Origin of the sequence: Paenibacillus sp. MMS20-IR301, from assembly GCF_032302195.1 — a bacterium.
Taxonomy (GTDB): domain Bacteria; phylum Bacillota; class Bacilli; order Paenibacillales; family Paenibacillaceae; genus Paenibacillus_AQ.
This window is the reverse complement of record NZ_CP135275.1, coordinates 4,088,943-4,113,429: the sequence shown is the minus strand read 5'-3', so window position 1 is coordinate 4,113,429 and position 24,487 is coordinate 4,088,943. Positions and strand designations below refer to the sequence as shown.

General features: G+C 55.1%; 21 protein-coding genes and 1 pseudogene. 17 read left to right on the top strand and 5 right to left on the bottom strand.

All coding sequences use genetic code 11. The features are described from left to right. The first annotated feature begins 57 nt into the window (after window positions 1-57). Window positions 58-1,014: a 3'-5' exoribonuclease YhaM family protein gene (locus LOS79_RS17650; RefSeq protein WP_315411374.1), complete on the top strand. Its 957-nt coding sequence runs from the start codon at window positions 58-60 to the stop codon at window positions 1,012-1,014. 75 nt (window positions 1,015-1,089) lie between these two features. Here LOS79_RS17650 and LOS79_RS17645 read toward each other — a convergent pair whose 3' ends face one another. Then, on the bottom strand, window positions 1,090-2,379 hold the full coding sequence (locus tag LOS79_RS17645; RefSeq protein ID WP_315411373.1) for a TerD family protein: 1,290 nt from the start codon (window positions 2,377-2,379) through the stop codon (window positions 1,090-1,092). A gap of 147 nt (window positions 2,380-2,526) precedes the next feature. Here LOS79_RS17645 and LOS79_RS17640 point away from each other — a divergent pair. Together LOS79_RS17640 and LOS79_RS17635 are read left to right on the top strand one after the other, a co-directional pair. Next, a pseudogene (locus tag LOS79_RS17640) lies at window positions 2,527-3,099 on the top strand (TerD family protein); the annotation flags it as partial. Window positions 3,100-3,162: 63 nt separating this feature from the next. Further along, window positions 3,163-3,858, top strand: a complete 696-nt coding sequence (locus LOS79_RS17635; RefSeq protein ID WP_315422301.1) for a vWA domain-containing protein — start codon at window positions 3,163-3,165, stop codon at window positions 3,856-3,858. 12 nt (window positions 3,859-3,870) lie between these two features. Here the strand turns inward: LOS79_RS17635 and LOS79_RS17630 are convergent, their stop codons facing one another. Continuing rightward, a complete protein-coding gene (locus tag LOS79_RS17630) occupies window positions 3,871-4,434 on the bottom strand; it encodes a GNAT family N-acetyltransferase (protein WP_315411372.1) in 564 nt (187 codons plus the stop codon). A gap of 281 nt (window positions 4,435-4,715) precedes the next feature. Here LOS79_RS17630 and LOS79_RS17625 point away from each other — a divergent pair, with 281 nt between their 5' ends. The 11 genes from LOS79_RS17625 to LOS79_RS17575 all read left to right on the top strand — a co-directional run bounded on the left by LOS79_RS17625 (window position 4,716) and on the right by LOS79_RS17575 (window position 14,758). Further along, window positions 4,716-5,612: a LysR family transcriptional regulator gene (locus tag LOS79_RS17625; protein WP_315411371.1), complete on the top strand. Its 897-nt coding sequence runs from the start codon at window positions 4,716-4,718 to the stop codon at window positions 5,610-5,612. A 110-nt stretch (window positions 5,613-5,722) separates the two neighbouring features. After that, entirely contained in the window at window positions 5,723-6,229 is a 507-nt protein-coding gene (locus tag LOS79_RS17620) for a GNAT family N-acetyltransferase (protein WP_315411370.1), read from the top strand. A gap of 14 nt (window positions 6,230-6,243) precedes the next feature. Beyond that, the gene (locus LOS79_RS17615) at window positions 6,244-7,125 is read left to right on the top strand and encodes a transporter substrate-binding domain-containing protein (protein ID WP_315411369.1); all 882 of its coding nucleotides are present in this window, start codon (window positions 6,244-6,246) and stop codon (window positions 7,123-7,125) included. A gap of 34 nt (window positions 7,126-7,159) precedes the next feature. Then, window positions 7,160-7,945, top strand: a complete 786-nt coding sequence (locus tag LOS79_RS17610; protein ID WP_315411368.1) for an amino acid ABC transporter permease — start codon at window positions 7,160-7,162, stop codon at window positions 7,943-7,945. Next, entirely contained in the window at window positions 7,942-8,652 is a 711-nt protein-coding gene (locus tag LOS79_RS17605) for an amino acid ABC transporter permease (RefSeq protein WP_315411367.1), read from the top strand. The genes LOS79_RS17610 and LOS79_RS17605 overlap by 4 nt, the downstream gene beginning before the upstream one ends. After that, window positions 8,649-9,401, top strand: a complete 753-nt coding sequence (locus tag LOS79_RS17600) for an amino acid ABC transporter ATP-binding protein (protein WP_315411366.1) — start codon at window positions 8,649-8,651, stop codon at window positions 9,399-9,401. The genes LOS79_RS17605 and LOS79_RS17600 overlap by 4 nt, the downstream gene beginning before the upstream one ends. 11 nt (window positions 9,402-9,412) lie before the next feature. Continuing rightward, a complete protein-coding gene (locus LOS79_RS17595; protein WP_315411365.1) occupies window positions 9,413-10,435 on the top strand; it encodes an LLM class flavin-dependent oxidoreductase in 1,023 nt (340 codons plus the stop codon). Further along, the gene (locus LOS79_RS17590; protein ID WP_315411364.1) at window positions 10,432-11,631 is read left to right on the top strand and encodes an amidohydrolase; all 1,200 of its coding nucleotides are present in this window, start codon (window positions 10,432-10,434) and stop codon (window positions 11,629-11,631) included. Before LOS79_RS17595 ends, LOS79_RS17590 begins: the two co-directional genes overlap by 4 nt. Continuing rightward, window positions 11,618-12,760 carry an N-methyl-L-tryptophan oxidase gene (gene solA, locus LOS79_RS17585; RefSeq protein ID WP_315411363.1) on the top strand — a complete coding sequence of 381 codons (1,143 nt, stop codon included), beginning with the start codon at window positions 11,618-11,620 and terminating at the stop codon, window positions 12,758-12,760. The genes LOS79_RS17590 and solA overlap by 14 nt, the downstream gene beginning before the upstream one ends. A gap of 43 nt (window positions 12,761-12,803) precedes the next feature. Next, complete coding sequence (locus LOS79_RS17580) at window positions 12,804-13,286, top strand: DinB family protein (RefSeq protein WP_315411362.1); 483 nt, start codon at window positions 12,804-12,806, stop codon at window positions 13,284-13,286. A 134-nt stretch (window positions 13,287-13,420) separates the two neighbouring features. Beyond that, complete coding sequence (locus tag LOS79_RS17575) at window positions 13,421-14,758, top strand: LLM class flavin-dependent oxidoreductase (protein WP_315411361.1); 1,338 nt, start codon at window positions 13,421-13,423, stop codon at window positions 14,756-14,758. A 93-nt stretch (window positions 14,759-14,851) separates the two neighbouring features. Here the strand turns inward: LOS79_RS17575 and LOS79_RS17570 are convergent, their stop codons facing one another. The 3 genes from LOS79_RS17570 to LOS79_RS17560 all read right to left on the bottom strand — a co-directional run bounded on the left by LOS79_RS17570 (window position 14,852) and on the right by LOS79_RS17560 (window position 16,861). After that, the gene (locus tag LOS79_RS17570; RefSeq protein ID WP_315411360.1) at window positions 14,852-15,718 is read right to left on the bottom strand and encodes a hypothetical protein; all 867 of its coding nucleotides are present in this window, start codon (window positions 15,716-15,718) and stop codon (window positions 14,852-14,854) included. 189 nt (window positions 15,719-15,907) lie between these two features. Further along, the gene (locus tag LOS79_RS17565) at window positions 15,908-16,582 is read right to left on the bottom strand and encodes a PspA/IM30 family protein (RefSeq protein WP_315411359.1); all 675 of its coding nucleotides are present in this window, start codon (window positions 16,580-16,582) and stop codon (window positions 15,908-15,910) included. Between the two features lie 63 nt (window positions 16,583-16,645). Then, window positions 16,646-16,861 carry a PspC domain-containing protein gene (locus tag LOS79_RS17560; protein WP_315411358.1) on the bottom strand — a complete coding sequence of 72 codons (216 nt, stop codon included), beginning with the start codon at window positions 16,859-16,861 and terminating at the stop codon, window positions 16,646-16,648. Between the two features lie 448 nt (window positions 16,862-17,309). Here LOS79_RS17560 and LOS79_RS17555 point away from each other — a divergent pair, with 448 nt between their 5' ends. The 3 genes from LOS79_RS17555 (at window position 17,310) to LOS79_RS17545 (ending at window position 24,323) form a co-directional block, all read left to right on the top strand. After that, window positions 17,310-22,793: a LamG-like jellyroll fold domain-containing protein gene (locus tag LOS79_RS17555; protein ID WP_315411357.1), complete on the top strand. Its 5,484-nt coding sequence runs from the start codon at window positions 17,310-17,312 to the stop codon at window positions 22,791-22,793. Window positions 22,794-22,977: 184 nt separating this feature from the next. Beyond that, window positions 22,978-23,607: a YfbR-like 5'-deoxynucleotidase gene (locus LOS79_RS17550; RefSeq protein ID WP_315411356.1), complete on the top strand. Its 630-nt coding sequence runs from the start codon at window positions 22,978-22,980 to the stop codon at window positions 23,605-23,607. 134 nt (window positions 23,608-23,741) lie between these two features. Continuing rightward, complete coding sequence (locus LOS79_RS17545; protein ID WP_315411355.1) at window positions 23,742-24,323, top strand: hypothetical protein; 582 nt, start codon at window positions 23,742-23,744, stop codon at window positions 24,321-24,323. Window positions 24,324-24,487 lie beyond the last annotated feature (164 nt).

The following is a 24,487-nucleotide window of genomic DNA, read 5'->3' as shown; positions in this document are numbered from 1 at the left end:
TCTAAACTCTAATATACAGGGCAGGCAAGAGGCCTGTGAGAAATAGGAGGCTCCTACATGACACTTATTAAACAATTATCCCCGCAGGATGAATTCACCGGCTTCTATCTGCTTAGAGAGCTGGCACTGAAACAGACAAACGGTACTCCTCCAAAGGATTATTTCGATATTGTACTTGGTGATTCCAGCGGCCAGCTGTCGGCTAAGTATTGGGATGTCAGCGTGGCGGATAAAGAAACCTTTTTCCCGATGGCGCTGGTGAAGGTCCGGGGCATTGCCCATACCTACCGCGAGAAGCTGCAGGTCAAAGTAATCAAGATCAGGCTGGCTAACGAATCGGACGGCGTGTCTCTTACCGATTTCATCCGCTCGGCACCGGTGCGTCCGGTGGATCTGGTCCATACCATTAAGAATGCAATGGCCAGTATAGCAGACCCGGAGATTGCAGCGATTGTGAGCTTCTGCGTCGGCAAGGTGGAAGAGAAGCTGATGCACTATCCGGCGGCCAAGACGCATCATCATGCTTATTTTGCCGGACTGGCCTATCATATGGTGCGGATGCTGGAGATCGGTGATTTCCTGTGCAAGCAGCGGCCGTTCCTGAATCCGGATCTGATGCGGGCGGGAATTATCCTCCATGATATTGCCAAGCCGGAGGAAATGATCTCGCAGTTCGGCATCGTATCGGATTACAGCGTACCGGGTAAGCTGATCGGGCATATCTCCATGGCCTCGAACTGGATTACAGAAGCGGCAATCCGTACGGGGATTGATCTGGAATCTGCGAAGGTGATGGCGCTGCAGCATCTCGTCCTGTCACATCATAACCTCGGCGAATGGGGCAGTCCAGTTCAGCCGCAGACGGCGGAGGCTGTTGCTCTGCATCATATCGATGCGATGGATGCCAAGCTGCAGATGGTGGAAGATGCGCTTGATACAACTCCTGAGACCGAGGAATGGACGCCGTTCATCCGCGGGCTGGAGAATAAGGCTGTCTACCGGATGAAGCTGTAAGCTGGTAAAAGCAAACCCCCAAACCGCAAATGCGGATTGGGGGTTATTTGTACATGGCGCACGGATGAAGGACAGCTATTCGTCAGGTCCTTCTGCGGAGCGCACAACCGCTGCTTCAGCCGCCGCCGCCGATTCCGCAGCAGATCCCGCCGCTGGTCCGGAAGACTCCACCTCCAGGCCGTAACGGGTACACAAAGCATGCAGTCCGCCGGAGAAGCCTTCGCTGATTGCCGCAAACCGCCACTTCTCTTTATACCTGTAGAACTCACCAATCACGACAGCGGTTTCGAGCGTTAAGCCTTGGGCAAAAGGAAAGCCGGCCAGCTTCTTCCCGCTCGCGGGATCAATCAGAAAAGCCGCAGCATGCCCCAGCTGGCCCAGACTCCGGCCGGACACATCCCCGAAGATTGTAAGTGTAACGGCTACCCGTTCAATGGCTGCGGGCAGCCTGGAGAGCTGCAGAATCAGCAGTCCCGCGTCTGGCGCAGGTTTGGCATAGAGGACACAGCCGCCGGGGTCTTCCATATTTCCATAAAAGACAAACTCCTGCTCCTGTTCACAGCGGCCGGTATCCCGGAGCAGAAAGGCTGAGACATCCAGCTCTAGCCCGGGAGAAGGCGCGTCCCACTCAATTGCGAACAGGAGCCGCGATGCACTGAGCCGCTCCCCGATATCCACGCGCTGGCCCCGCACCAGCTCCGGCATCTCTCGGGCAGCCTTTGCTTTGGCTTCGGCCGCTGGAGCAGCAGCCTTCAGGGCTGCCGGCTTCTTGGCCGGCTTCTTCGGCGCTGCCTTGAACGGCGTATATCCGCCCGCATACAGGGTGCCGGCTTTGTAGCCCTGGTCACCGGCTAAGAGCAGCGGGTCAAACTGCTGCCACTGCTCCATCAGTTTCAGCAGAATCAGGGCAGAGGCCCTGGCGTCATCGAGTGCATCATGGTGCTTCAGCCGGATGCCGAAATGCTCCGAGATTACATTCAGCTTATGGGAGGGCAGCTCCTGGAGCATTTTTTTGCCCAGCAGGTAGGTGCAGAGATACTGGAAATCCGGATAGCTGAGGGACGAGTCATCCAGACAGTACCGCAGAACGCTCATATCGAAAGAGGCATTGTGTGCGATCACAATCTCTCCTTGCAGCAGCGGCTCAACCGTAGGCCAAAGCTCACGGAAGGTCGGCTTGCCCTGAACCATGGAAGGCGTAATCCCGTGAATGGCGATGTTCATGCCGTCGAACCGCTGCTGCGGATCAATGAGCCAGGCATGCTCCGCCGTAACCACGCCTGCGCGAACCTGAACAAGCCCGAGTGCGCATGCACTGGAGCGGCTGGAGTTGGCCGTTTCAAAGTCAATTGCTGTAAAATCCATCAGATAAAGCCCCTTATCTATCATCTATAAACTTCATATTATAGGAGCACAGAGGGAATTACAATCTGGTGAATTAAGCGGGAAATAGAGGGAAGTGATACCGTGCGCAGCGTATAAAAACTTTTATCTGTAAAAACCAGTGCAAATATGGTATTCCTAATCTATGTACTACTGGAATATGCTGCTATACACAAGGAGATGATAGACTTGCAGCTGTTGAAAGGGCAAAAGGCGGACATCACCAAAGGAACAGGGATTCAAGAATTAGCGCTGGTTCTGGAATGGAGCACGGGGCTTCAGGATGCCGGTGTGGATGCGGCAGCTTTTCTGCTGTCAGAACGCAGCCGGTGTGAGCGGGATGAGGATTTCATCTTCTATGGCAATCCGGTATCCGTGGACGGGGCGGTAGCACATTCAGGTGAGGGAAGCGGCAAGGAGAAGCTTACAGTCTCATTAGCCAGAGTTCCGGAGCAAGTGGCCCGGATCGCAATCACGCTGACTATCTATGAGGGCGAACAGCGCAATCAGCGGATGAAGCATCTGTCCGGACTGGTGCTGCGGCTGCTGGACCGCAAGAGCGGCGGGGAAATCCACCGTTTCGAATATGGAGCCGGTCTCTCGGAAGAGACGGCTGTAGTCGTCGGAGAGCTGTACCGCCATCAGGGAGAGTGGAAATTCAGCGCGATCGGCAGCGGGTTTGACGGAGGTCTGGCGGCACTTTGCACAAACTACGGGCTTGAGGTAGAGCAAGAGGCAGAGAGCGAAGCGGCAGCTGCGGCAGAGCTGGTGGGGGAGGCTGAGCCGGTCAATGTACTCTCTACAATCGATTTACGCAAAAAGCTCGTAGAGCTCACACTGGTCAAGAAGCAGCTGACGGGTGTAACTGCCAGAGTGGGGATTGTGCTGGATATTACCGGCTCGATGCGGAATCTTTATGCCAAAGGTGTAGTCCAGGAGGTGGTAGAGCGTATCCTGGCTGTCGCCAGCAAGTTCGATGATAACGGCTCGCTCGATGTGTGGGTGTATGATACGGAGTTCAGCCGGCTGCCTCCGGTAACAGAACGGGATCACGGAAGCTATGTCTTCACACACATTATGAACAACGATAACATCCACAAGTTCGGGCGCAACAATGAGCCGCCGGTGATGGAGGATGTAATCAGAAAGTACACGCAGGAGGAGCAGGATACGACTCCGGTGTTCATTATCTTTATTAATGACGGCGGCGTAGTTAAGCTTACCAGGAAGGTGATTATGAAATCCTCCGCGCTGCCGATCTTCTGGCAGTTTGTAGGGATCGGCAATTCGGATTTCGAGGTGCTGAAGCAACTGGATACAATGACCGGAAGACTGGTAGATAACGCGAATTTCATCCATCTGGACCGCATTGAGGCGGTATCCGACGAGCAGCTCTACGATCAGCTGTTAAATGAATTCCCGCAATGGCTGAAGGCGGCGAAGGCCAAGCGGATCCTGTAGCAATATAGCGCATTAATTGGCCGGATCTCCGGTCTCCGCCACAATCAGCGGGCCGCCAGTAACGGACAGCTCCAGCCGGTAGCCCTTGACCAGTGTGCTGCCGTTATGGATATCTGTCTCGTAGGCCCGCTGGAAGCCGAGCCGTTCGTAGAGCCGGATGGCGGAAGCCATCATATCCGAGGTGTGCAGATTCAGGCTGGATGCTCCGAGGGCAAGGGATCTTGCGGCAGCTTCGCGGATCAGCAGCAGTGCGGCTCCACGGCCCCTGGCGCCCGGCGAAACAGCCAGCAGGCGGATGATCGGCGTCACGATGCCCATTTCCGGCCGCCCGTAAGCAGCTGCGGATGAGGTGAACAAGAGCACGCTTCCCACAATCACCTCGTCCAGCTCAGCTACAATGCGGGCAGCAGGGGTGTCTCCGTGTACAGAATCAAGGATGGAATCGCGGTATTCCGTCCAATAAGCTTCGGGTAATACTGCGGAATATTCACTGTAAGCTTCAAGCAATACGCTGGCTATCGCTTCGCGGTCAGCATCCGTAGCGTCACGGATTATAAGTTCTGCTGCAGTGTACATAGGGTGCCTCCTGTCCGGGATAAGGGTTTGCCGATTATTATAATCGATAAATCCGATGAACATAAGAGGAATTTAATAATTCCGATAAATGAATAGAAAAATTCTATCCGTTTGTGTGATCTATGTAATAGTTTTTATTGGATGGTCTGCGGCAATTCTGTTGACAAAAAAAGGTCCGGTGACTAAGATATAAACAAAATCTATAGACCCGTACGGTTCTAATTCATGGTTAATCGATTGGAATAGTTAAATATATGGAATCTGCAGAGGAGGAGTATACCTTGAACATTGAGAATATTGAAGCCTTTGTCTACATCAACCACTACGGGAGCTTCAATAAAGCGGCTGAGGTGCTGTATATTTCCCAGCCGACGGTAACTGCCCGCATTCAGTCCCTTGAGCGGGAGCTGGACTGCAAGGTGTTTGACCGGCTGGGCAAGCAGATTCATCTGACCGACAAAGGCCGGCAGTTTCTCCCCTATGCGCAGCAGATTCTGCAGGTGTATCAGAGCGGCAGGCATCAGATCCAGTCGAAGGGCCAGATTCCGGGTGAACTGAGAATCGGCAGCACCGTCTCCGTCTCCAACTATCTGATGCCGCATCTCCTGCTGCATCTGAAGCGGAGGTTTCCGCATATTCTGATTAAGCTGACGACCTCCTCCACGGATGCGCTGATTGAGAAGCTGAAGGCGAAGGAGATCGATCTTGCTTTTATCCGCAAGGTTGTCAATCCGGCGATCCAGGCCTTCCCCTTCTGTGAGGACCCCATCTCGTTATATGTATATAAGAGCCATCCGCTGGCCGGCAAGGGCAGGGCTTCGATTCAGGAGATCCGTGAGGAGACGCTGGTGTTCTTCGAGTGCGGCTCACTCGACTGGATGCGGCTGCACCGCGTGTTCGAGAGCATGGAGCAGCCGCCGGGCATCGTGTATCAGGTGGATAACCTGGAGACCGCCAAGAAGCTGGTGCTGAAGCAGGCGGGAATCTGCTTCCTTCCGGCCCTCAGCGTGCAGGAGGAAGTGGAGGCAGGAGCACTGATAAGGGTCGATATTGCCGAGACGGAAGGAATCTCCTTGCGGACCAGCCTGATCTCCCTGAACGGGGAGAATGCGGAATTCATTGAGACGCTGCTGGAACTGGCGACGGGCGGCAGCAAGCTGGATCGACTTCTTGTATAAATGTATTGAAAAACTCTATTAGCGCATGGCAGCATGCAGTGATAAAGTTAATTGCATGTAATTCATACTAAACTCATAGGTATTATAAAATTTAGATACGGGGGCAGAAAATGGGCGAAGTATACCGGCAGGCGGAACTAAAGGATGCCCAGCAACTGCTGGAAGTGACCTATGGTGCTTATGAGCTGATACGTGAGCTTGGACTGAAGTGGCCGGCGGCTAATGCCGATCTGGCTCTGATTCAGGAAAATATCACCGTGAATGAGTGTTATGTGCTGGAGATTGACGGCCGGGTGGCGGCGACAATTACACTCTCGAACAGCGGAGAGGTCAAGGCGGTTACTGACCTGCCGTTCGTGAAGTGGTTCGCGGTTCATCCGCAGCGCAGCGGCCAGGGGTATGGCGGCAAGCTGCTGGACTGGGTAGAGGAGCATATCATTCACGGCAAGCTGGGTGCAGCAGCTGTAACCCTGGCGACGGCTGAGAAGCATCCCTGGCTCGTGCCCATGTACGAACGCAGAGGCTACGAAAAGATTCTTGAGCTGGATGCGCATAATGGCGACGGCCTGATGTATTTGATGAGAAAGACACTTACCGCTCAACCATACTTCAACTAAAAGGGGATAGAAAAATGAAGAAGACACTTCCGGTTACATCTGCACTATTATTGACACTGGTCATTGCGGGTTGCGGCGATAATAACAGCGCGGGCAGCGGCACAAGCGGAAATGTGGCTGATGCTGCACCGCAGAGCGGTGCGGAGGCAACAAGCGCGGCTGCGGAGCCGGCTGAAGTGACCAAGATTATTGTCGGCACAGGGACGGCATTTCCGAATGTCTGCTTCATTGATGAGAACGGCAAGCTGACCGGCTTTGACGTAGAGCTGCTGAAGGAGATTGACAGCCGGCTGCCGCAGTATGAATTTGATTTCCAGACGATGGATTTCGGCAATCTGCTGCTCAGCCTGGAGACGAAGAAGATTGATCTGGTCGCCCACGTTATGGAGAAGAATCCGGAGCGGGAGCTAAAGTACTCTTTTAACAAGGAAGCTTATGCCCACTGGAGAAACCGGATTGTGGTTGCCAAAGGCAATGAATCCATCAAGACACTGGATGATCTGCAAGGCAAAAAGGTGCTGGCAGGTGCAACCAGTGCCCAGGCGCAAATTCTCGAGAATTATAACAAGGAGCACGGTACAGATGCTATCAATATTGTCTACCAGAACGGTGCGGCCAACGATACGGTAAGCCAGATTGTCTCCGGACGGGTGGATGCCACGCTTGCTGCGGACTTCGTTGTACCGATTATTGACCCGCAGAGCCAGCTGCAGACGGTTGGAGATGAGCTGTCCTCCGCTGACATTCTGTATGTGCTGCGTAAGGATGATGCTGATTCGCAGAAGCTGTCTGATGCCATCGACGGAGTCATTGTAGAGCTGAAGGCCGACGGGACGCTGGGCAAGCTCAGCACAGAGTGGCTCGGGGCGGACGTAACATCAACCACAGTCCAGTAGTAAGCCTGCTGTAATAGCGGAGAGGAGGGGCAGGATGGGTGCTCCGTTTGATCTTGGTTTTGTGTTTTCTTTTCTGCCTAAGCTGCTGACCACGCTGAGCACTACACTGCTGATCGTCGCCTGTTCGCTGCTGGCTGGTATCCTTGTAGGATTTATTATCGCGCTTCCCCGCTTGTACAAAGTGCCGGTTCTGAAGACCCTTGCCGAGGTGTACATCTCGTTTTTCCGGGGAACGCCGATTCTGATCCAGCTGTTCCTGTTCTATTACGGGCTGCCCGAGGTGCTGAAGCTGGTGCATGTGGATATGACGCGGACACCGGTGCTGGTATTCGTGATTCTGACCTACGGGCTGCATACCGGGGCGTTCATGTCAGAAATGATCCGGGCGGCGGTTACCGCAGTGGATAAAGGCCAGGTGGAGGCGGCGTATGCTACGGGAATGACGTCCTATCAGGCGTTTACAAGGATTGTATTGCCACAGGCGCTGGGTATTGCAATTCCCGTATTCTCGAACCTGGTCATTGCGCTGCTGAAGGATACTTCGCTGGCCTTTACGCTGGGCGTGATGGAAATGACGGGGAAGGCGCAGACGCTGGGCAGCGTGACTCAGCATTTTATCGAAACTTATATTGCCCTTGCCCTGATCTATCTGGTCATCAGCTTGTGCATTGAGAAGCTGCTGCTTGTGGCGGAACGCCGGCTATTGCAGCATGAAGCCCAGGGCAGTCCAGTGAAGAGGAGATTCAGCCTGCAGAAAAAATCGTCCTACCGGCGGATTATCGCGGAGCTGGACTCTGGTAAAGGAGGCGGCACGATATGAAGCTTGACCCGTCATTTATCTGGACAGCGTTCCTGCAGATTCTGGGGGCGATTCCTACAACACTGTACATCACGGTCGTCTCGGTGTCGGCCGGCTTCATCATTGGCATCGTTGTGGCGCTGATCCGGATCTATAAGGTTCCTGTTCTGCATCCTCTGGCGGCGGGGTATGTCACCTTTATCCGCGGGACTCCGATGCTGACCCATCTGCTGCTGATCTATTTCGGCCTGCCGGTGATTATTGACGGGCTTGCCGCACAGTTTGGCTGGAGCTTCCGGTCAGTCTCCATTCCGATGATCGGCTTCGCATATATCTCCTTCTCCATAACGGCCGGCGCTTATATGTCCGAGGTGGTCCGTTCCGGTCTGCTGGCGGTGGACCGCGGTCAGATCGAGGCTGCCCATTCCATAGGGATGAGTACTCCCCAGGCGCTCCGGCGGATCGTGTTCCCTCAAGCGCTGGCGGCGAGCCTGCCCAACCTGTCGAATTCGGTGATCGGGATGCTGCACGGGTCTACGCTTGCTTTTACCGTATCGGTTGTAGATATTAACGCCAAAGCACAGATTGTAGCTTCAACGAACTGGAAGTTCTTCGAGGCGTATCTGGCGGCGGCACTGATCTTCTGGGGACTGACATTCCTGATTGAGCGGGCAACCGCCTTGATCGAAAAGCGGATAAATCTGTATAACCGGGGTGGGGTCGCATGATTAAGCTGGAACGGATCTCGAAGTCTTTCGGGCGCCATCAGGTGCTGAATAATATTGATTTGAAGGTGGAGAAAGGGGAGGTTGTCGTTATTCTCGGTCCCAGCGGCTCCGGGAAAACGACTCTGCTGCGCTGTGTGAATTATCTGGAGAAGCCAAGCAGCGGTGAAATCTCCATCGGCGAATTCAAGCTGGACTGCCGGCATGCCCGCAAAAAAGAGATTCACGAGCTGCGGCAAAAGACGGCAATGGTCTTCCAGCAGTATAATCTGTTCCGCCACAAAACTGCGCTGGAAAACGTAATGGAGGGTCTGCTGATCGTTAAGAAGCTGCCTAAGGAGGAAGCCCGCAAGCGGAGCGCTGAGCTGCTGGAAAAGGTCGGGCTCGGCGCCAAGCTGGACGCCTATCCCAGCCAGCTGTCCGGGGGCCAGCAGCAGCGGGTCGGCATAGCGCGGGCCCTCGCGCTTGAGCCGGAAGTGATTCTGTTCGATGAGCCGACCTCGGCGCTTGATCCGGAGCTGGTGGGCGAAGTGCTTGCGGTGATCCGCAAGATTGCCAAAGAAGGCATCACGATGATTGTAGTAACACATGAAATGGGCTTTGCCCGGGATGTGGCCAATCATGTGGTGTTCATGGACGGCGGTGTGATTGTGGAGGAAGGGACACCGGTGGAGGTATTCAACCATCCGAAGGAAGACAGAACGAAGCAGTTCCTGAAGCGGATTACGCCGGAGCTGAACTATTCCATCTAGGAGGCATAACTATGGCAATTACAATCAGTGTACTCGACCAAAGCCCGATCTATCCCGGGGAGACGCCGGAAGAGGCTTTCCGGCATACCGTTAAGCTTGCGCAGCTGTCAGAACGCCTCGGCTTCCGCCGCTTCTGGGTCTCGGAGCATCATGATTCCGAGCAGGTGGCCGGTTCTTCCCCTGAGGTGCTGATCTCGCATCTGCTGGCGAAGACGGAGACGATCCGGATCGGCTCCGGCGGAGTGATGCTGCAGCACTACAGTCCCTATAAAGTGGCGGAGAACTTCAACGTGCTGGCTGCACTGGCGCCGGGGAGGGTCGACCTGGGGGTCGGGCGCGCGCCCGGCGGACTGCCGCGCAGCACGCAGGCGCTGCAGCAGGGCGGCGGTGAAGCTTCTACCCTGACGGATAAGATTATCCAGCTGGAGCAGTATGTACATAACCGGCTGGAGGCCGGGCATCCGCTCAGCGGGCTCAAGGCAGGACCGCTGCCGGGAACACCGCCGCAGCTGTACGTGCTGGGGGCCAGTGTCGCCAGTGCCGAGATTGCCGCCGGGCTGGGGCTGCCGTATGTATTCTCATTATTCATCGGCGGCGACCAGGCGGTGGCACTGGAAGCGGTGCAGGCTTACCGCCGCAGCTTCGATGCAAGCAGCGGGAAGGAGCCGCAGGTCATTATCGCACTCTCTGTAATTGTAACGGATACGGAAGAGGAAGCCCGGGAGCTGGCCGGTACACAGAAGCTGATCCGTATTCAGTTTGCCGGCGGCAAGAAGCTGACGGTGGTGAACCGTGAGCAGGCGGAGGAATTCACCCGGCAGAGCGATGAGCCTTTCACGCTGGAGGAGCAGGAGCCGGAGATTACAAAGGGAACCAAGGAAAGCGTGCGTGCGCAGCTGCTGGAACTGGCCGCAGCTTCAGGCGTGGAGGAATTTATCGTCACCACTAACATTCAGCCCTTTGCCAAGCGGGCACGTTCCTTCGAGCTGCTGAGTGAGGCGCTGGCGGAGGTTCCGGCCGAGGCATCGCTATGACAAGCTCAGCTGCAGAATCCGCTGCACTGGCCGTACAGGAGTTAGCGGCCGCTGACCGGCTGATTGAAATCCGCCGTCATCTGCACCGTCATCCGGAGCTGTCCGGTGAGGAATATGAAACAACGGCATATATCACTTCCCTGCTGAAGCAGGCCGGAGTGAAGATTATAGATTACGGCTTACAGACCGGAGTGGTCGCTGAAATCGGCGGCTTGTCCGGCGGTCCGGTGATCGCGCTGCGGGCGGACATCGATGCGCTGCCGGTCCAGGAAGAGACCGGCCTGCCCTATGCCTCGCTGCACCCGGGTAAAATGCATGCCTGCGGGCATGATTTCCATACCGCCGCGCTGCTTGGAGCCGCTTATCAGCTGAAGGAGCGGGAGAGCAGCCTGAAAGGCACGGTACGCTTGTTGTTCCAGCCTGCCGAAGAGAAGGCGAAAGGCGCGCAGCAGGTCATCGCTGCCGGAGCGCTGGAGCAGGTCCGCGCTGTAATCGGGATGCATAACAAGCCCGATCTGCCGGTCGGGACGATCGGCATTAAGGCAGGACCGCTGATGGCGGCGGCAGACGGCTTCGCAGTTAGCATCCGGGGCTTCGGCTCCCATGCGGCCGTGCCTGAGGCCGGAATCGACCCGATTGTGGCCGCCTCGCATATCGTAACGGCGCTGCAGTCTGTTGTCAGCCGCAATGTCAGCAGCCTGAGCAGTGCGGTCATCAGTGTGACGCAGATTCACAGCGGAAATTCGTGGAATATCATTCCTGAGACAGCTGTACTGGAGGGGACGATCCGTTCCTTCGATGAAGCGGTGCGCAGCACAGTGCTGCGGCGATTCGAAGAGGTGGTCACCGGTGTAGCGGCCGCGCTTGGTGCCGAAGCCAAGGTGCGCTGGATCGGCGGACCGCCGCCGGTTATCAATGATGCCCTGCTTGCCCGGCTTGGAGAGGAAACCGCCGCGCATCTGGGGTATACCCCGGTGGTGCCGGTGCCGTCACCGGCCGGAGAAGACTTCGCCTTCTACCAGAAGGCGGTTCCCGGCCTGTTCGTCTTCACCGGCACCGCCGGAAGCCGGGAATGGCATCATCCCGCCTTTGAACTGGATGAAGCGGCGCTGCCGGTAGGCGCCGGATTCTACAGCGCTCTGGCGGTACGGGTGCTGGAGCATTACACAGCAGAGGGCGGTGATGAGCATCGCTGATCAGCCCGTATATGATGTAATTATTGTCGGCGCAGGCTCGATGGGCATGAGTGCAGGCTATCATCTGGCCCGGCGCGGCGTGCGGACACTGCTGATTGATGCCTTTGATCCGCCGCATACGCAGGGAAGCCATCACGGGGAGCCCCGGCTGATCCGGCATGCCTACAGCGGTGATCCCGCTTATATTGACCTGGCGCTCCGTGCCCAGCAGCTGTGGGAGGAAGCCGAGGCGGAGAGCGGAAAGACGCTGCTCGTCCGTTCCGGCGTGCTGAATCTGGCAGACAGCGGCGTGTATTCGTTCGCCGGCCGGCTGGAGGAAGCGCAGAAGCGCGGGGTCCGGGCGGAGCGGCTGCCAGCAGCGGATATAACCCGCCGCTGGCCGGTCCTGAATCTTCCGGAATCCTTCGAGGCCATGTACGAACCTGATGCCGGTTACCTTTACAGTGAGCAGTGCATCACAGCTTACCGGGAGCTGGCCCTGGCTCATGGGGCAACACTGCTGACGGATACACCGGTGCTGGATGTAACGGCGCGCGAAGGAAGTGTCACCGTTCATACGAAGAACGGCGATTATCATGGCGCAGCCGCTGTGCTCAGCGCCGGAGCCTGGTTCAGCTCCTTATCCCCCTTTGTCAGCCTGCCCATTAAGGCAATCCGCAAGGTGGTGGGCTGGTTCGATAGCCCGCCTGCCTTCAACGCGGGGAACTTCCCCGGCTTCACGCTGGGAGCGGAAGAAGGCGGCTTCTATGGCTTCCCCGGCATCGGCGGGGCGGGGCTGAAGATCGGCCGCCATGATACCGGTGAAGAATGGAAGCCGGGTCAGGCGCTGGCCCCGTTCGGCAGCCTGGAGAGTGATGAAGGCGATCTGCGCCGGGTTCTTGAGGCATATATGCCGGGTGCAGCGGGGCGGCTGCTCAAAGGGGCCGTCTGCAAATATGAGCATACGCCGGACGAAGACTTCATCATCGACCGCCATCCGGCCTACAGCAATGTGCTGCTGGCCGGAGGCTTTTCGGGACACGGCTTCAAATTCTCCAGCGTCGTAGGCGAGATTCTCGCAGACTTGGCGGTACAGGGACATACAGGGCATCCTATTAAACCGTTCGCGTTGTCACGCTTTAACATTTAGCAGGAACAAGCAGCATTCTGAGCTTACACAGGGAGGGAATGGAATGAGCAGTAAGGACTTAACGGATTATTTGAACACAGCTCAGCAATTGGCGCAGGCGCTGGATGGTCTCTCCGGGGAGCAGCTGAAGTGGAAAGAAGGGCCGGCCAGTTGGAGCATAACCGAGGTGCTGGCACACCTGGCTGATCACAGCATCGTCGTTTCTTTCCGTATCCGGGACATTCTGGCGGATACGCAGGTGCAGCTGCCCGCATTCAACCAGGATGCCTGGGTTAGCGGACAGCACAGCAACCAGGGCACTGCTGAAGAAAGCCTGAATGTGTTCCGCAGCCTGCTGCATTACAACAGTCTCCTGCTCGGCAGGCTGGGCAGCGGGGAATGGGAGAAAAGCGGCATTAACTTCAAGGGGGAAACTGTCCGGATTTCGGATATTGTCCGCAGCTTTACAGCCCACGTACAGACCCATCTGGCCCAGATTGAACGGGTTAAGCGGGGAGCGGAAGCGGCTGGGTCCCTGCAGCGTTAAGAGGCAGGAATTAGCTTTGCGGAGTAAGCCGGGAAGCTTCATGCTATCACAAACTAAGCTTATGCTTACGAAGCAAGTTTGTTCGGAGCAGAATCAAACGAAGGAATGCTCACAAACTTTTAGGAGGAATGGTCATGTCACAGCCAAGACAATTGAAGCTCGGCGCATTGCTGCACGGAGTCGGGGGAAGCACCTCGATGTGGCGCCATCCGGATGCGCAGCCTGATGCCAGCGTGAACTTTGAGTTATATAAGAAATGGGTGCGCAAAGCGGAGGATGGCAAGCTGGATCTGATTTTTATCGCCGACGGTTTATTTATCAATGAGAAGTCGATCCCCCATTTCCTCAACCGCTTCGAGCCGCTTACGATTCTCAGCGCTTTGGCCGCAGTCAGCAGCAAGATCGGTCTGGTCGGCACCTTGTCCACCTCTTACAGTGAGCCGTTTACCGTAGCGCGGCAATTCGGTTCGCTGGATGTCATCAGCGGCGGACGGGCCGGCTGGAATGTTGTGACCTCGCCGCTTGAAGGCTCTGCCCTCAATTACAGCAAGCAGGAGCATCCGGATCATGGCAAGCGGTACCGCATTGCCGCTGAATATCTGGAGGTGGCGCGCGGGCTGTGGGATTCCTGGGAGGATGATGCCTTTGTCCGCAACAAGGAGACGGGGGTATTCTTTGATCCGGAGAAAATGCATACGCTCAATCATCAGGGTGAATTCTTCTCTGTGAAGGGGCCGCTCAATATTGCCCGCTCAAAGCAGGGGCAGCCGGTGATTTTCCAGGCAGGGTCCTCCGAGGTCGGTAAGGATTATGCCTCAAGCGTAGCAGATGCTATCTTCACAGGCCATGATTCACTGGAGGCTGCGCAGGAATTCTACAAGGATGTCAAAACCCGGGTAGCCTCGTTCGGCCGTAACCCGGAGGAAGTGCTGATCTTCCCCGGCATTGCACCGATTCTGGGGGCTACCCCTGAGGAAGCAGAACGCAAATACCAGGAATCTGCCGGGCTGGTAACGATTGAGAATGCGCTGAATTATCTGGGCAGATTCTTCGAGCATCATGATTTCTCGCAGTATCCGCTGGATGAGCCGTTCCCGGATGTGGGTGATCTGGGCAGAAACAGCTTCCAGAGCGGTACGGACAAAATTAAAAAGGATGCCAGGGAGCAGGGCTTGACCCTGCGCCAGGTTGCTCTGCAGTCTGCAACGCCGCGCAGCAGCTTCATCGGAACACCGGTGCAGGTGGCGGATCAGATTCAGGCCTGGTTCGAGGCCGGAGCCGCTGACGGATTCATGCTGGCAGCCGCCGTGCCAAACGGCCTGGAGGAGTTCGTGGATCTTGTTGTGCCGATCCTGCAGGAGCGCGGCCTGTTCCGTACCGAATACGAAAGTGATACACTGCGGGGCAATCTCGGCCTGCCTGTTCCGGAGAACCGTTATACCAAGGCTTCAGAACCGGCAGGACAAGTGTGACGGAAGCGCTATTCACGGCTTCTAAATAGGTGTTAGCTGCAAAAAAGGTTGTTCCTTCAGCCGGATGGCGTCAGGAACAACCTTTTTGCTGTGCTACACTTCTCCCCCGGTAGCTATGTAGGCATCGAGCACCCGCTGGAGTGCGGCTTTCTGGTTCGCGCTTAGCGTCTGATCGACCACCTTCTGGTCGCCTCCAAGCCGCATAATGGTCTTCTCTGATCCGGCCAGCAGCTGCAGCATGTCCATCTGGGAGCTGCTGAGCGTGAAGTCATAGTATTCCCAGACGCCCGGCGAGTTGAAATCAGTGCTCATGTCCCGCTGAACGCCCAGCAGGCCCGGGTCTATCTCATATTTCTCACCATCAATATTGAAGGTATATCCTTTGATGAACAGCCAGGTTTTGGCGGCATACTGAATTTTCAGATGCAGGCCGCTGACAGCCCCGTCATTGCCGACTCCGAAATAAGCGTAGATTCCATTCTCATTAATGTACTCCGGCGCGCTCTTATCCTGATACCAGGTGATTCCCTCGACTTCATCCACAATTGCCGTCATTTGCGCCAGCGCAGCCTTTTGCTTCGCCTGAAGCTCAGCATCCGCCTCAGCCTGTGCTTTGGCCTCGGCATCCGCTTTCTGCTTTGCCGCTTCCTCCGCAGCCTTCTCAGCATCTGCAGCCGCTTGAGCATCCTGATCAGCTGTCGCATTCGCAGCAGCAGGAATGTTATTTACTGAATTAATTTCGTTGTTAGATGAATTATTAGCAGAGCTTAATCCCTTTGTCGCGGATTCCTCAGTGTCTTGGCTGCCGAGGGTTGCGAAGATTACGATCATGACGGCGAATGAAACGAGCGAGACCAGAAAGTTACGTTTGACAGTTGATTGCCTGCGGATCAGCGATACAATTCCCATGATCCCGAAAACAACAAATACAAAGAACAGAAGCACTGCCAGAATTGACATGAACAAATCCCCCCAGAAGTGATATTAAGTTGTATTCTCTTCACTTCAGCTGAAAGAAGGATAAGTATTGTACGCGCAGCTTCACCTAAGGATTCATATTTGGAAAAATTTATTTACAGCAAAAAAGGATGCCGTTCCCCATTATCGGGGAGGCATCCTTTTCTGTCCTGCGGGCTGCGTACCGCAAGATTATTTCTTACTGCGCAGGCGCTCCAGCTCAGCCTCTACAGCGGAGTTAAGCGGGGATTCAGTGGAGGCAGCAGCAGCAGCGGCCAGCCCGGCTTGCTCAGCGAGTGCTTCCTGCATGGCGATCTTATCTTCCATCCGCTCGAATCCGCGGGAGGCATCACCGGCGTTCAATACCTGAGCGCGGTATCCGGCAGGACTGCCTGCTGCACCGGCTTGCGCCGACTGCTTGATCTCAGCAGCCTTGCGGGCGCGTTCAGCCAGCTCAGCCCGTTTAGCTTTTAGCCGCTTATGCTCTTCCTTGACCTGGGCCAGCTGTACTTCAAGTGTAGCCAGTGCAGCATTCGTCTCCTGAAGGCCTGTGATGCATTCCTGTCCGCTTTCGGTATAGCGCAGTTTGGCCATTACGGCAGTACGGGCAGCCGCTTCATTGCCTTCACTCATTGACTGTACCGCTTCCGCTTCACTGCGCTCCGCCAGCACCTGATATTCATAAATACGCCGCTCCAGGACGCTTGCCGCTGCTTTGAATTCACGCTGCTTGCTCTCGGCAGAGGTGATTTTATCCTCCAAGTCCCGCAAATATTGCCCGGTCAGCAGAACCGGATCCTCCAGCTTGTTCAGTCCCTCGTGGATTGCTGCTTTGGTTAACGTTGTGATTCTCTGGAATATGCTCATGATTATGATCTCCTTTTTAGTTGGGGTTGGTATAACCAGGCTGGTACGACCGGCAAATAAAGATTAGTAGTCGAATCCGTCGGTGAAGCCGCCGTAAGATTCTTTAGGGACAATGAGACTGGCTATAACATACAGGACGAGGACTGTTCCAAAGCTGAATACAGCAGCAGCGGCTACAAGCAATCTTACAATGGTGCTGTCCAGGTTCAGCCAGCGGGCCACACCTCCGCACAAGCCTGTGAGTTTACTGTCAGTAACGGACCGGTATAATTTTTTCATAATGAAATCTTCCTCTCGTTTATGGTTTATAGTGACTGCCGCAGCGCGGCGTGTTGTGCTTCGTTGTCTATAGTTGAATTGTACTTGTATATCCTGCGCGGCAAAACAGCCTGCAGACTGTTTTTGGTTCCCGACCTTAGTCGGGGAAGCTTTCCGTAATAAGGCGGGGGCGGGAGCAGGCGGAAGAATACTGCTGTAGTGGAGCGGCTGAAAAATAGGGTATATGTATTTAATTTAGTATTTATTAAATCAATATATGTATAACAAAAATAATTATTGACGATACCAATAGTTACCGTTAGAATGAAAACGTCATACGAAGATTTGTTTTTGGTTTTATTGAAATAAATGAATTATTCCGCTGGAGAAGAAGGCAGGCTGTTGTTTCATGAGTCTTTTGTAAGCGCTGTATCGCAATTATTAATCCTATAAGACCGGGAGGAAGAACATGAGCAAAAAAATTCGTAAGCTGACCGCAATGCTGCTTGCCGTGACATTGATGATGCCTGTTGGGGCTATTCATGCAGCCGGCGGTGCTGCTTCAAGCACGGAAGGTACAAACAGCGGGACTGTGAAATCTGCACTGGATACATCAGCGGTGAAAGCCGACTTTGCCGGGCATTGGGCGGAGCAGGATTTCCGGACATGGGCTCAGAAAGGGCTGATTACCGGATACGGAAATGGAAGTTATAAGCCGGATCAGCAGATTACCCGGGGTGAATTGATCACACTTATTAACCGTGTATTTAATTTCCGGGCGGAGAGCGGACAGAGCTTCAAGGACCTCCCGGAGACTAGCGCACTGTACCAGGAGGTACAGAAAGGTTTAGCCGCAGGTTATGTTACCGGCTATAATGACGGGACGATCCGGACCGGTGATCCGGTAACCCGCCAGGAGGCTGCTGTGATGCTTTACAGAGCATTCAGCCTGAGTCCATCTACACTTAGCGCGGGCAGCACGCTCAAGGATATCGCAGCCCTGCCTGACTGGAGCCGGGCAGCAGTTCAAGCGATGACTGATCAAGGTTATGTAAGCGGTTACCAGGATAATACCTTCAGAGCATCCGGTCTGATTACCCGGGCAGAGTCACTGCGGCTGATGAACAGCCTATCGGGGGAGATCCTGAACAGCAAGGGAGATTACACAGCGAACAGCGCCCGCAATGTCATTATCAGTACCGGCGACGTGGTTCTGGCGGATACCAGAATCGCGGGCAATCTCTATTTAACCGAAGGCATTGGTGAAGGGCAGGTTACCCTGAATAATGTCACTGTCAGCGGAGAAATCCGGGTAAGCGGCGGCGGGGAGAACAGCGTTGTACTGAACAATTCCGGCACAGCGAAGCTTGTCCTGCACAAAGCAAACGGCAAGGTGCGTATTCTGGCTGAAGGCAGCAGCAGCATCGGGGATGCGCAGCTTCTGTCCGGCGGGAAGCTGGAGGAGGGGGCTTCCCTGACCGGTGAAGGCTTCGGCAGGATTAGCATTAATGATTCCCTGCCGAAGGATGCCGTAATCCGGCTGAGCGGCAGCTTCAGCCAGGTGGAAATGCGTGCAGCCTCGGCACCGCAGATTGCGCTGCTGAAAGGCAGCATTGCCAAGCTGATCCTCTATCACGCAGCACTGCTGCAGGTGGATACGGGAAGTGAAGTGAAAGAGCTGGTGCTGCAGACCAGTGACAGCATACAAGTTAAAGGGGGAGGCAAAGTCACCTTTGATCCGCAGTATGCATCGCGGATTGCACAGGAGACGGCAGCCCCATCAGCTAAGCCGTCGGCAACTGCTGCGGTGTCGTACGGCGGACCGGCAGCAGCTACTGCAGAGCCGACCCCAACGCCTGTACCGGAAGCAAGCGCAACGCCGCTTCCTACAGCCATCGCTACTCCGGTTATAACGGAGAAGCCGCCGGTGTTCACGAACGTCTCTGTCCATGATCCGTCCATCATTAAGGATAATGGAACCTATTATGTGTTCGGCTCGCATCTGGGTGCGGCCAAATCGGCGGATCTCATGAACTGGACGCTGATTGATTCAGGTGTCACCCCGGACAACAAGCTGTTTAAGAGTGAGACCAGCAATGTCAAGCTGGAGCTGGCCGAGGCGCTGGAATGGGCGCAGAGCGACACGCTGTGGGCGGCGGATGTCATTCAGCTGGCTGACGGCAAATTCTATATGTATTACAATGCCTGCCAAGGCAGCCAGCCGCTCTCGGCTATGGGTATTGCCGTGTCGGACAGCATCGAAGGACCTTACACAGACAAAGGTATTTTCCTGAAATCCGGGGGAGCCAATTATGATGCCACGGTACGGCCGAATGCGGTAGACCCGGATGCCTTCTTCGATAAGGACGGCAAGCTGTGGCTGGTATACGGCTCCTATTCGGGCGGGATCTTCATCCTGGAGCTGGACGCGGCAACAGGCTTCCCTATTCCGGGCCAGGGGGATGGCGTCCATCTGCTGGGCCAGAATCACAGCCGGATCGAAGCGCCGAATATCAGCTATGATCCACAGACCGGATACTATTACCTGTATGTTACGTTCGGCGGACTGGATGCCAGCGGCGGATACAATATGCGTGTCTCCCGCTCACTTAATCCTGACGGTCCCTACGTGGATTATACCGGACAGGACATGACAGCCGCGCATGGACCGGCAGGCTCCTTCTTCGATGATGCAGCCATTGCACCCTACGGCGTGAAGCTGTTCGGCAACTTCCAGTACACTAACCTGAATGCCGAAGCGGATTTCCCGGTATACGGATATGTGTCGGCAGGCCATAACTCCGTGTACTATGAGCAGGAGAGCGGCAAGCTGTTCAACATCTTCCACAGCCGTTTCCCGCAGCGCGGGGAAGCGCATGAAGTCCGGGTGCAGCAGATGTTCATGAATGAAGACGGCTGGCCGGTTGTTGCCCCGCACCGCTATGCGGGCGAGAGCATCGGCAAGGTCACAGCCGGCAGTATTGCCGGTGCCTACCAGTTCATTAATCACGGCAAGGACATCACACCGGAGATTAAGCAGACGGTGCGCGTGGACTTGCTGGAAGACGGGACGATTGCCGGTGCAGCTACAGGAACCTGGGAGCTGAAAGGGGATTATTATGCCGAGCTTCATATTAATGAAGCTGCAGCCGGCGGCGGGGCAGAAACTGTAACCTATAAGGGCGTATTCCTCCGCCAGTGGGACCCTACCCGCGCCAAGACCGTGATGACCTTCAGCGCAATGTCCGGGAACGGGGTTGCCGTGTGGGGCAGCCAGATCGCGGATCTGAGCCGGCAGCAGCTGGTGGATAATGCAGCCAAGCTGCTTGAGCTGGGTGAGACCGGCAAGGTATACAGCAATCTGGTGCTTCCTTCCGGCACTGAGCAGGGAGCCGGGATTACCTGGGCAAGCTCAGATGAGTCGGTTGTCGCTGCAGACGGTACCGTTAAGCGTCCTGAAGCAGGCCAGGGCGATGCCACAATACAGTTGACAGCAACCTTGACCCTGGGCGAAGCCACAGCCCACAAAGTATTCAATATCACTGTAGTCCAGCAGTCGGAGGATGCCCTTGCAGACGGTCTGGTCGCTGCATATGATTTCGAAGGCAGTCTGGAAGAAGTGCAGAACCGGACAGCCCCGGGTTCTGTGACTGGCAGGCTGCTGGATACGGATGGAGGAAATATCGGCTATGGTGAAGGGAAAAGCAGTCAGGCGGCTGTCTTCGACGGCCAATCCGGGATTCAGCTGGCTGACGGATTGATTCAGGGCAACGAATATACGGTGGCGATGTGGCTGAACCCGCAGCAGCTGTCCGTATATACAACAGCGTTCTTCGGGGCAAGCTCCACGGAGGACTGGATCAGCCTGGTTCCGGGAGGAACCGGAGCACTGGCTGAAACCCTGCTGTGGTTCAGCAGCAGTTCGGCAAGTACAGGCATGAAGCTGCCGCTGAACAAATGGAGCCATGTAGCCTTCACGTATAATAAAGGTACCGTGACGGTCTATGTGAATGGCGTGCAGAAGTTTACCGGCACCGGGTTTAAGGATGTATTCAGCGGAGCCAAGGGAAGATTCGCGCTTGGCGTCAATTACTGGGATACTCCGTATAAGGGCAAGCTGGATGAGCTGCGCATCTATGAGAAGGCCCTGCCGGCAGAAATGATCGGCTGGCTGGTGAACGGCCAGCCGGATCTGAAGGTGAAAGTAAGCAGTATTGAGCTGGGGATCAGCGCCAAGAGATTGGCGGCAGGAAGAAGCTATACACCAGAGGTGGAAATTCTGCCCGGCAATGCCGGAAACAAGGAGCTTAAGTGGAGCTCAAGCCATGCAGCGGCGGCAGCCGTTGATGAACAGAGCGGGGTTGTAACGGCAGTCGCTCCAGGTGAAGCAGTGATTACAGCTGTGGCTGCAGACGGCGGCGGTGCTACGGCCAGTTATACGGTGACTGTAACAGACGGCATGGTCGCCCATTATACCTTCGACGGCAGCTTGAAGGATTCACTCGGCAGGGTGGCAGGCGGAACGGTAACCGGCGCGAAGCTGGACAGCAGCACCAGCGGAACCATTACCTATGACAGCGGTGTGCTGTCACAGGCTGCAGTGTTTGACGGGGCTTCAGGGGTCCGTCTGCCGGACGGCCTGATCGACAGCGGGGAATACTCCGTGTCGATGTGGCTTAATCCGGCCAGGCTGAACAAGTATACAACGACCTTCTTCGGCATGAAGAATTCGGACAGCTGGATCAGCTTCCTGCCGCTGGGCGGCACAAACAAGACCATGCTGTGGTCAGGAACCGCCTGGTATGATGCGGCTACCTCTTTAACGCTGGCAACCGGCCAGTGGGCACATGTTGCTTTTACCGTGGAGAACGGGGCGGTGAAGGTATACGTCAATGGAATTCAGGAGTATGCAGGCACGTCTTTCCCTAATGTCTTCACCGATCATCAAGGCATCTTCGCGCTTGGAGTTAACTACTGGGATGCTGCTTACAAGGGAATGATGGATGAGCTCAAAATCTACAGCAAGCCGCTGTCCGCAGGCGAGGTCAAAGCGGATTATGCTGCAGGGCAGGTTGTCCTGCTGAATACGGCAGCCAAGTCCCTCACAGCCGGAAGCACCTTCCAGCTGGAGGCGAATACGGCGGTCACCTGGAGTACAAGCAACTCTGCAGTTGCCACTGTAGCAGATGGCCTGGTGAGCGCAGTAGCTGAGGGAACCGCAGTGATTACAGCAACCGCTGCAGCCAATCCTTCCCTGTCTGCAACAGCCACCATCACAGTAACTGCTGCAGATCCGGCGTTCGATCCGGCTGCGGATCTGGTAGTCCTGCTGGACTTCAATGGCAATGTGCAGGACAGCAGCGGCAACGGGAACAGCGGCACGGTTAAGAATAGCCGGGTGCAATACACGAACGGACGCAAGGCCGGCGACCAGGCTGCACAGTTCCTGAAGGCGGATGCCAGCGGAGCCTTCGGCAACATTCCAGTAGCGCTGCCGAATAATCTGATCGCTGGCGATCAGCCGTACACAGTGACAGCATGGGTATACTGGAACGGCAGCAGTGAGAGCTGGCCGCAGAGCTTCTCCAGTATTTACTTCAGTGATACCTTTGTTGAGGCGGGCAGTCCGCTCAACTATTATATGAATCTCGGGCTTACAGACAATAACAGCCTGTTCCTGTCTACCCCGCTTATCGTATCAGGCAGCACGCTGCCGGTGCACGGATGGGCACATGTAGCGCTGACCGTTGATCCGTCCGGCGATACCATCCTGTATCTGAACGGTATAGAGGTTGCCCGCTATGCTTCCGCAGTCCGGACCACCCAAGGCTTCAATGAGCATTTCCTCGGGGGCAACTTCTGGGATCAGAACTTTAACGGCCTGATGGATGAGTTCCGCATGTACAACAAGGCGCTTGGCGCAGACCAGATTGCAGAGCTGGCGGGTATGTAACACAGCATACGGCAAGACGGCGGCAGGCAGATTAATAAAAGGCGCTTCTCCGGTAATCATCGGGGGGAGCGCCTTTTCGTATTTTTTTTACATAAAAAAGTCATATTTAATCATCCGGCTTAACACTGAGCGGCTATACTGAACTCTAGCGGAGCACACTTACACACTAGGGAGGATGGACCTCATGGGCATTCATAAGTATTTTCGCTCGCTGAACGAACTGGAACGCATCATCCGCTGCCCGGGCAAATTCAAATTTGAGGAACACAGCGTCGCAGCCCATTCCTGGAAAGTCGTACAATACGCCAAGACACTGGCTGATATTGAAGAGAAGCATGGTGCGGTAGTCGACTGGAAGAAGCTGTATGAGATTACGAGCAGCCACGATTACGGCGAAATTTTTATCGGGGATATTAAAACTCCGGTGAAGCATTCCTCGCTCCAGCTCAGGTCACTGATTCAGCAGGTTGAAGAAGGTATGATCAACAATTTCATTAAAGAGCATATCCCGGACGAGTTCAAAAGCATCTTCTACCACCAGCTGCGCGAAGGCAAGGACGATTCGCTGGAAGGGCTGATCTTAGAGGTTGCGGACAAGATGGATCAGGTGTACGAGGCATTTGCCGAGCTGCAGAGGGGCAATACGGAGAAGGAATTCGTCGTGATGTACCGCAATGCCCTGATTAAGATCAAGAATATTGAGCTGAAATGTGTGGATTACTTCCTGGCGGAGATTCTGCCGGATATGGTGAATGAGGAGACGTTGTCACCGATTGATATCAGACGGATTACGGAAGAGGCGCTGGCTCTGTAGAGAGCTGTGGCTCTTTTTTTCATAGAATTAAAGTAACCCCATCCGTCCACAGATGAGGTTCTTTCTGCTGCTTGGGGAGAGGAAGATTACAGCAGACTCGCGGAGCGTAATGCTACGATGGAGGAAAAATAAGGATGGTGTGGCTGTTGCAGTATTTCAATCTTATCCCTTTCTCTGTTACGGTGACCTGGTTCAGTGTGCTAATGCTGATTATATGTGTTGTAGACTTCCTGCAGGGAAGTTCATCTGCTGTGCGGCTTCCGGCAGCCAGCGGCAGAGAGCGGGTCAAAGCGGTTGTGGCGGATCTCCTGATTTTTGCTGTGCTTAACGGGCTGCTCCTGCATGTGCTTCATCCGCTTAAGAATCCGCTATGGATCTCGCTGGCTGCTGCCGGGCTGCTCGTCACGTATTATTTGACCTCCGGTATAAGCCGGCCGGCCCCGGTTAAACGTTCCTGGATTGTACTGATCCATGTGCTGCTCGGAGCGGGCTTCTATCTGCTGTTCGGCATGCTGCTGATGAGCAGGCTTATTGTGACCTACAATCTTAATATGACGGATCAGTTCGATATTTTCTATTTCGTCTACGGGCAGGACCGGCCGGTGGCCTACGGGGTTGTGCTGCTGCTGATTATTCTCTACTTCGTGATCGGCAAGCTGCTGATGCGGCCGCTGTACAACTGGTATGCTGCTAATTATTATAAGCGCCCAGAGTAGATATTAAGCTGACCGGGGACTCTTACTTCGGATATATATCAGCGCCAAACAGCTTCCGGACCGTAGCGTGAACGGTTGGAGGCTGTTTGTGCTGCAAAAAATAAATCCCGAATATTTAACATTAAATGGTAAAATGACTTGACAGGCATATGATACAATTTATA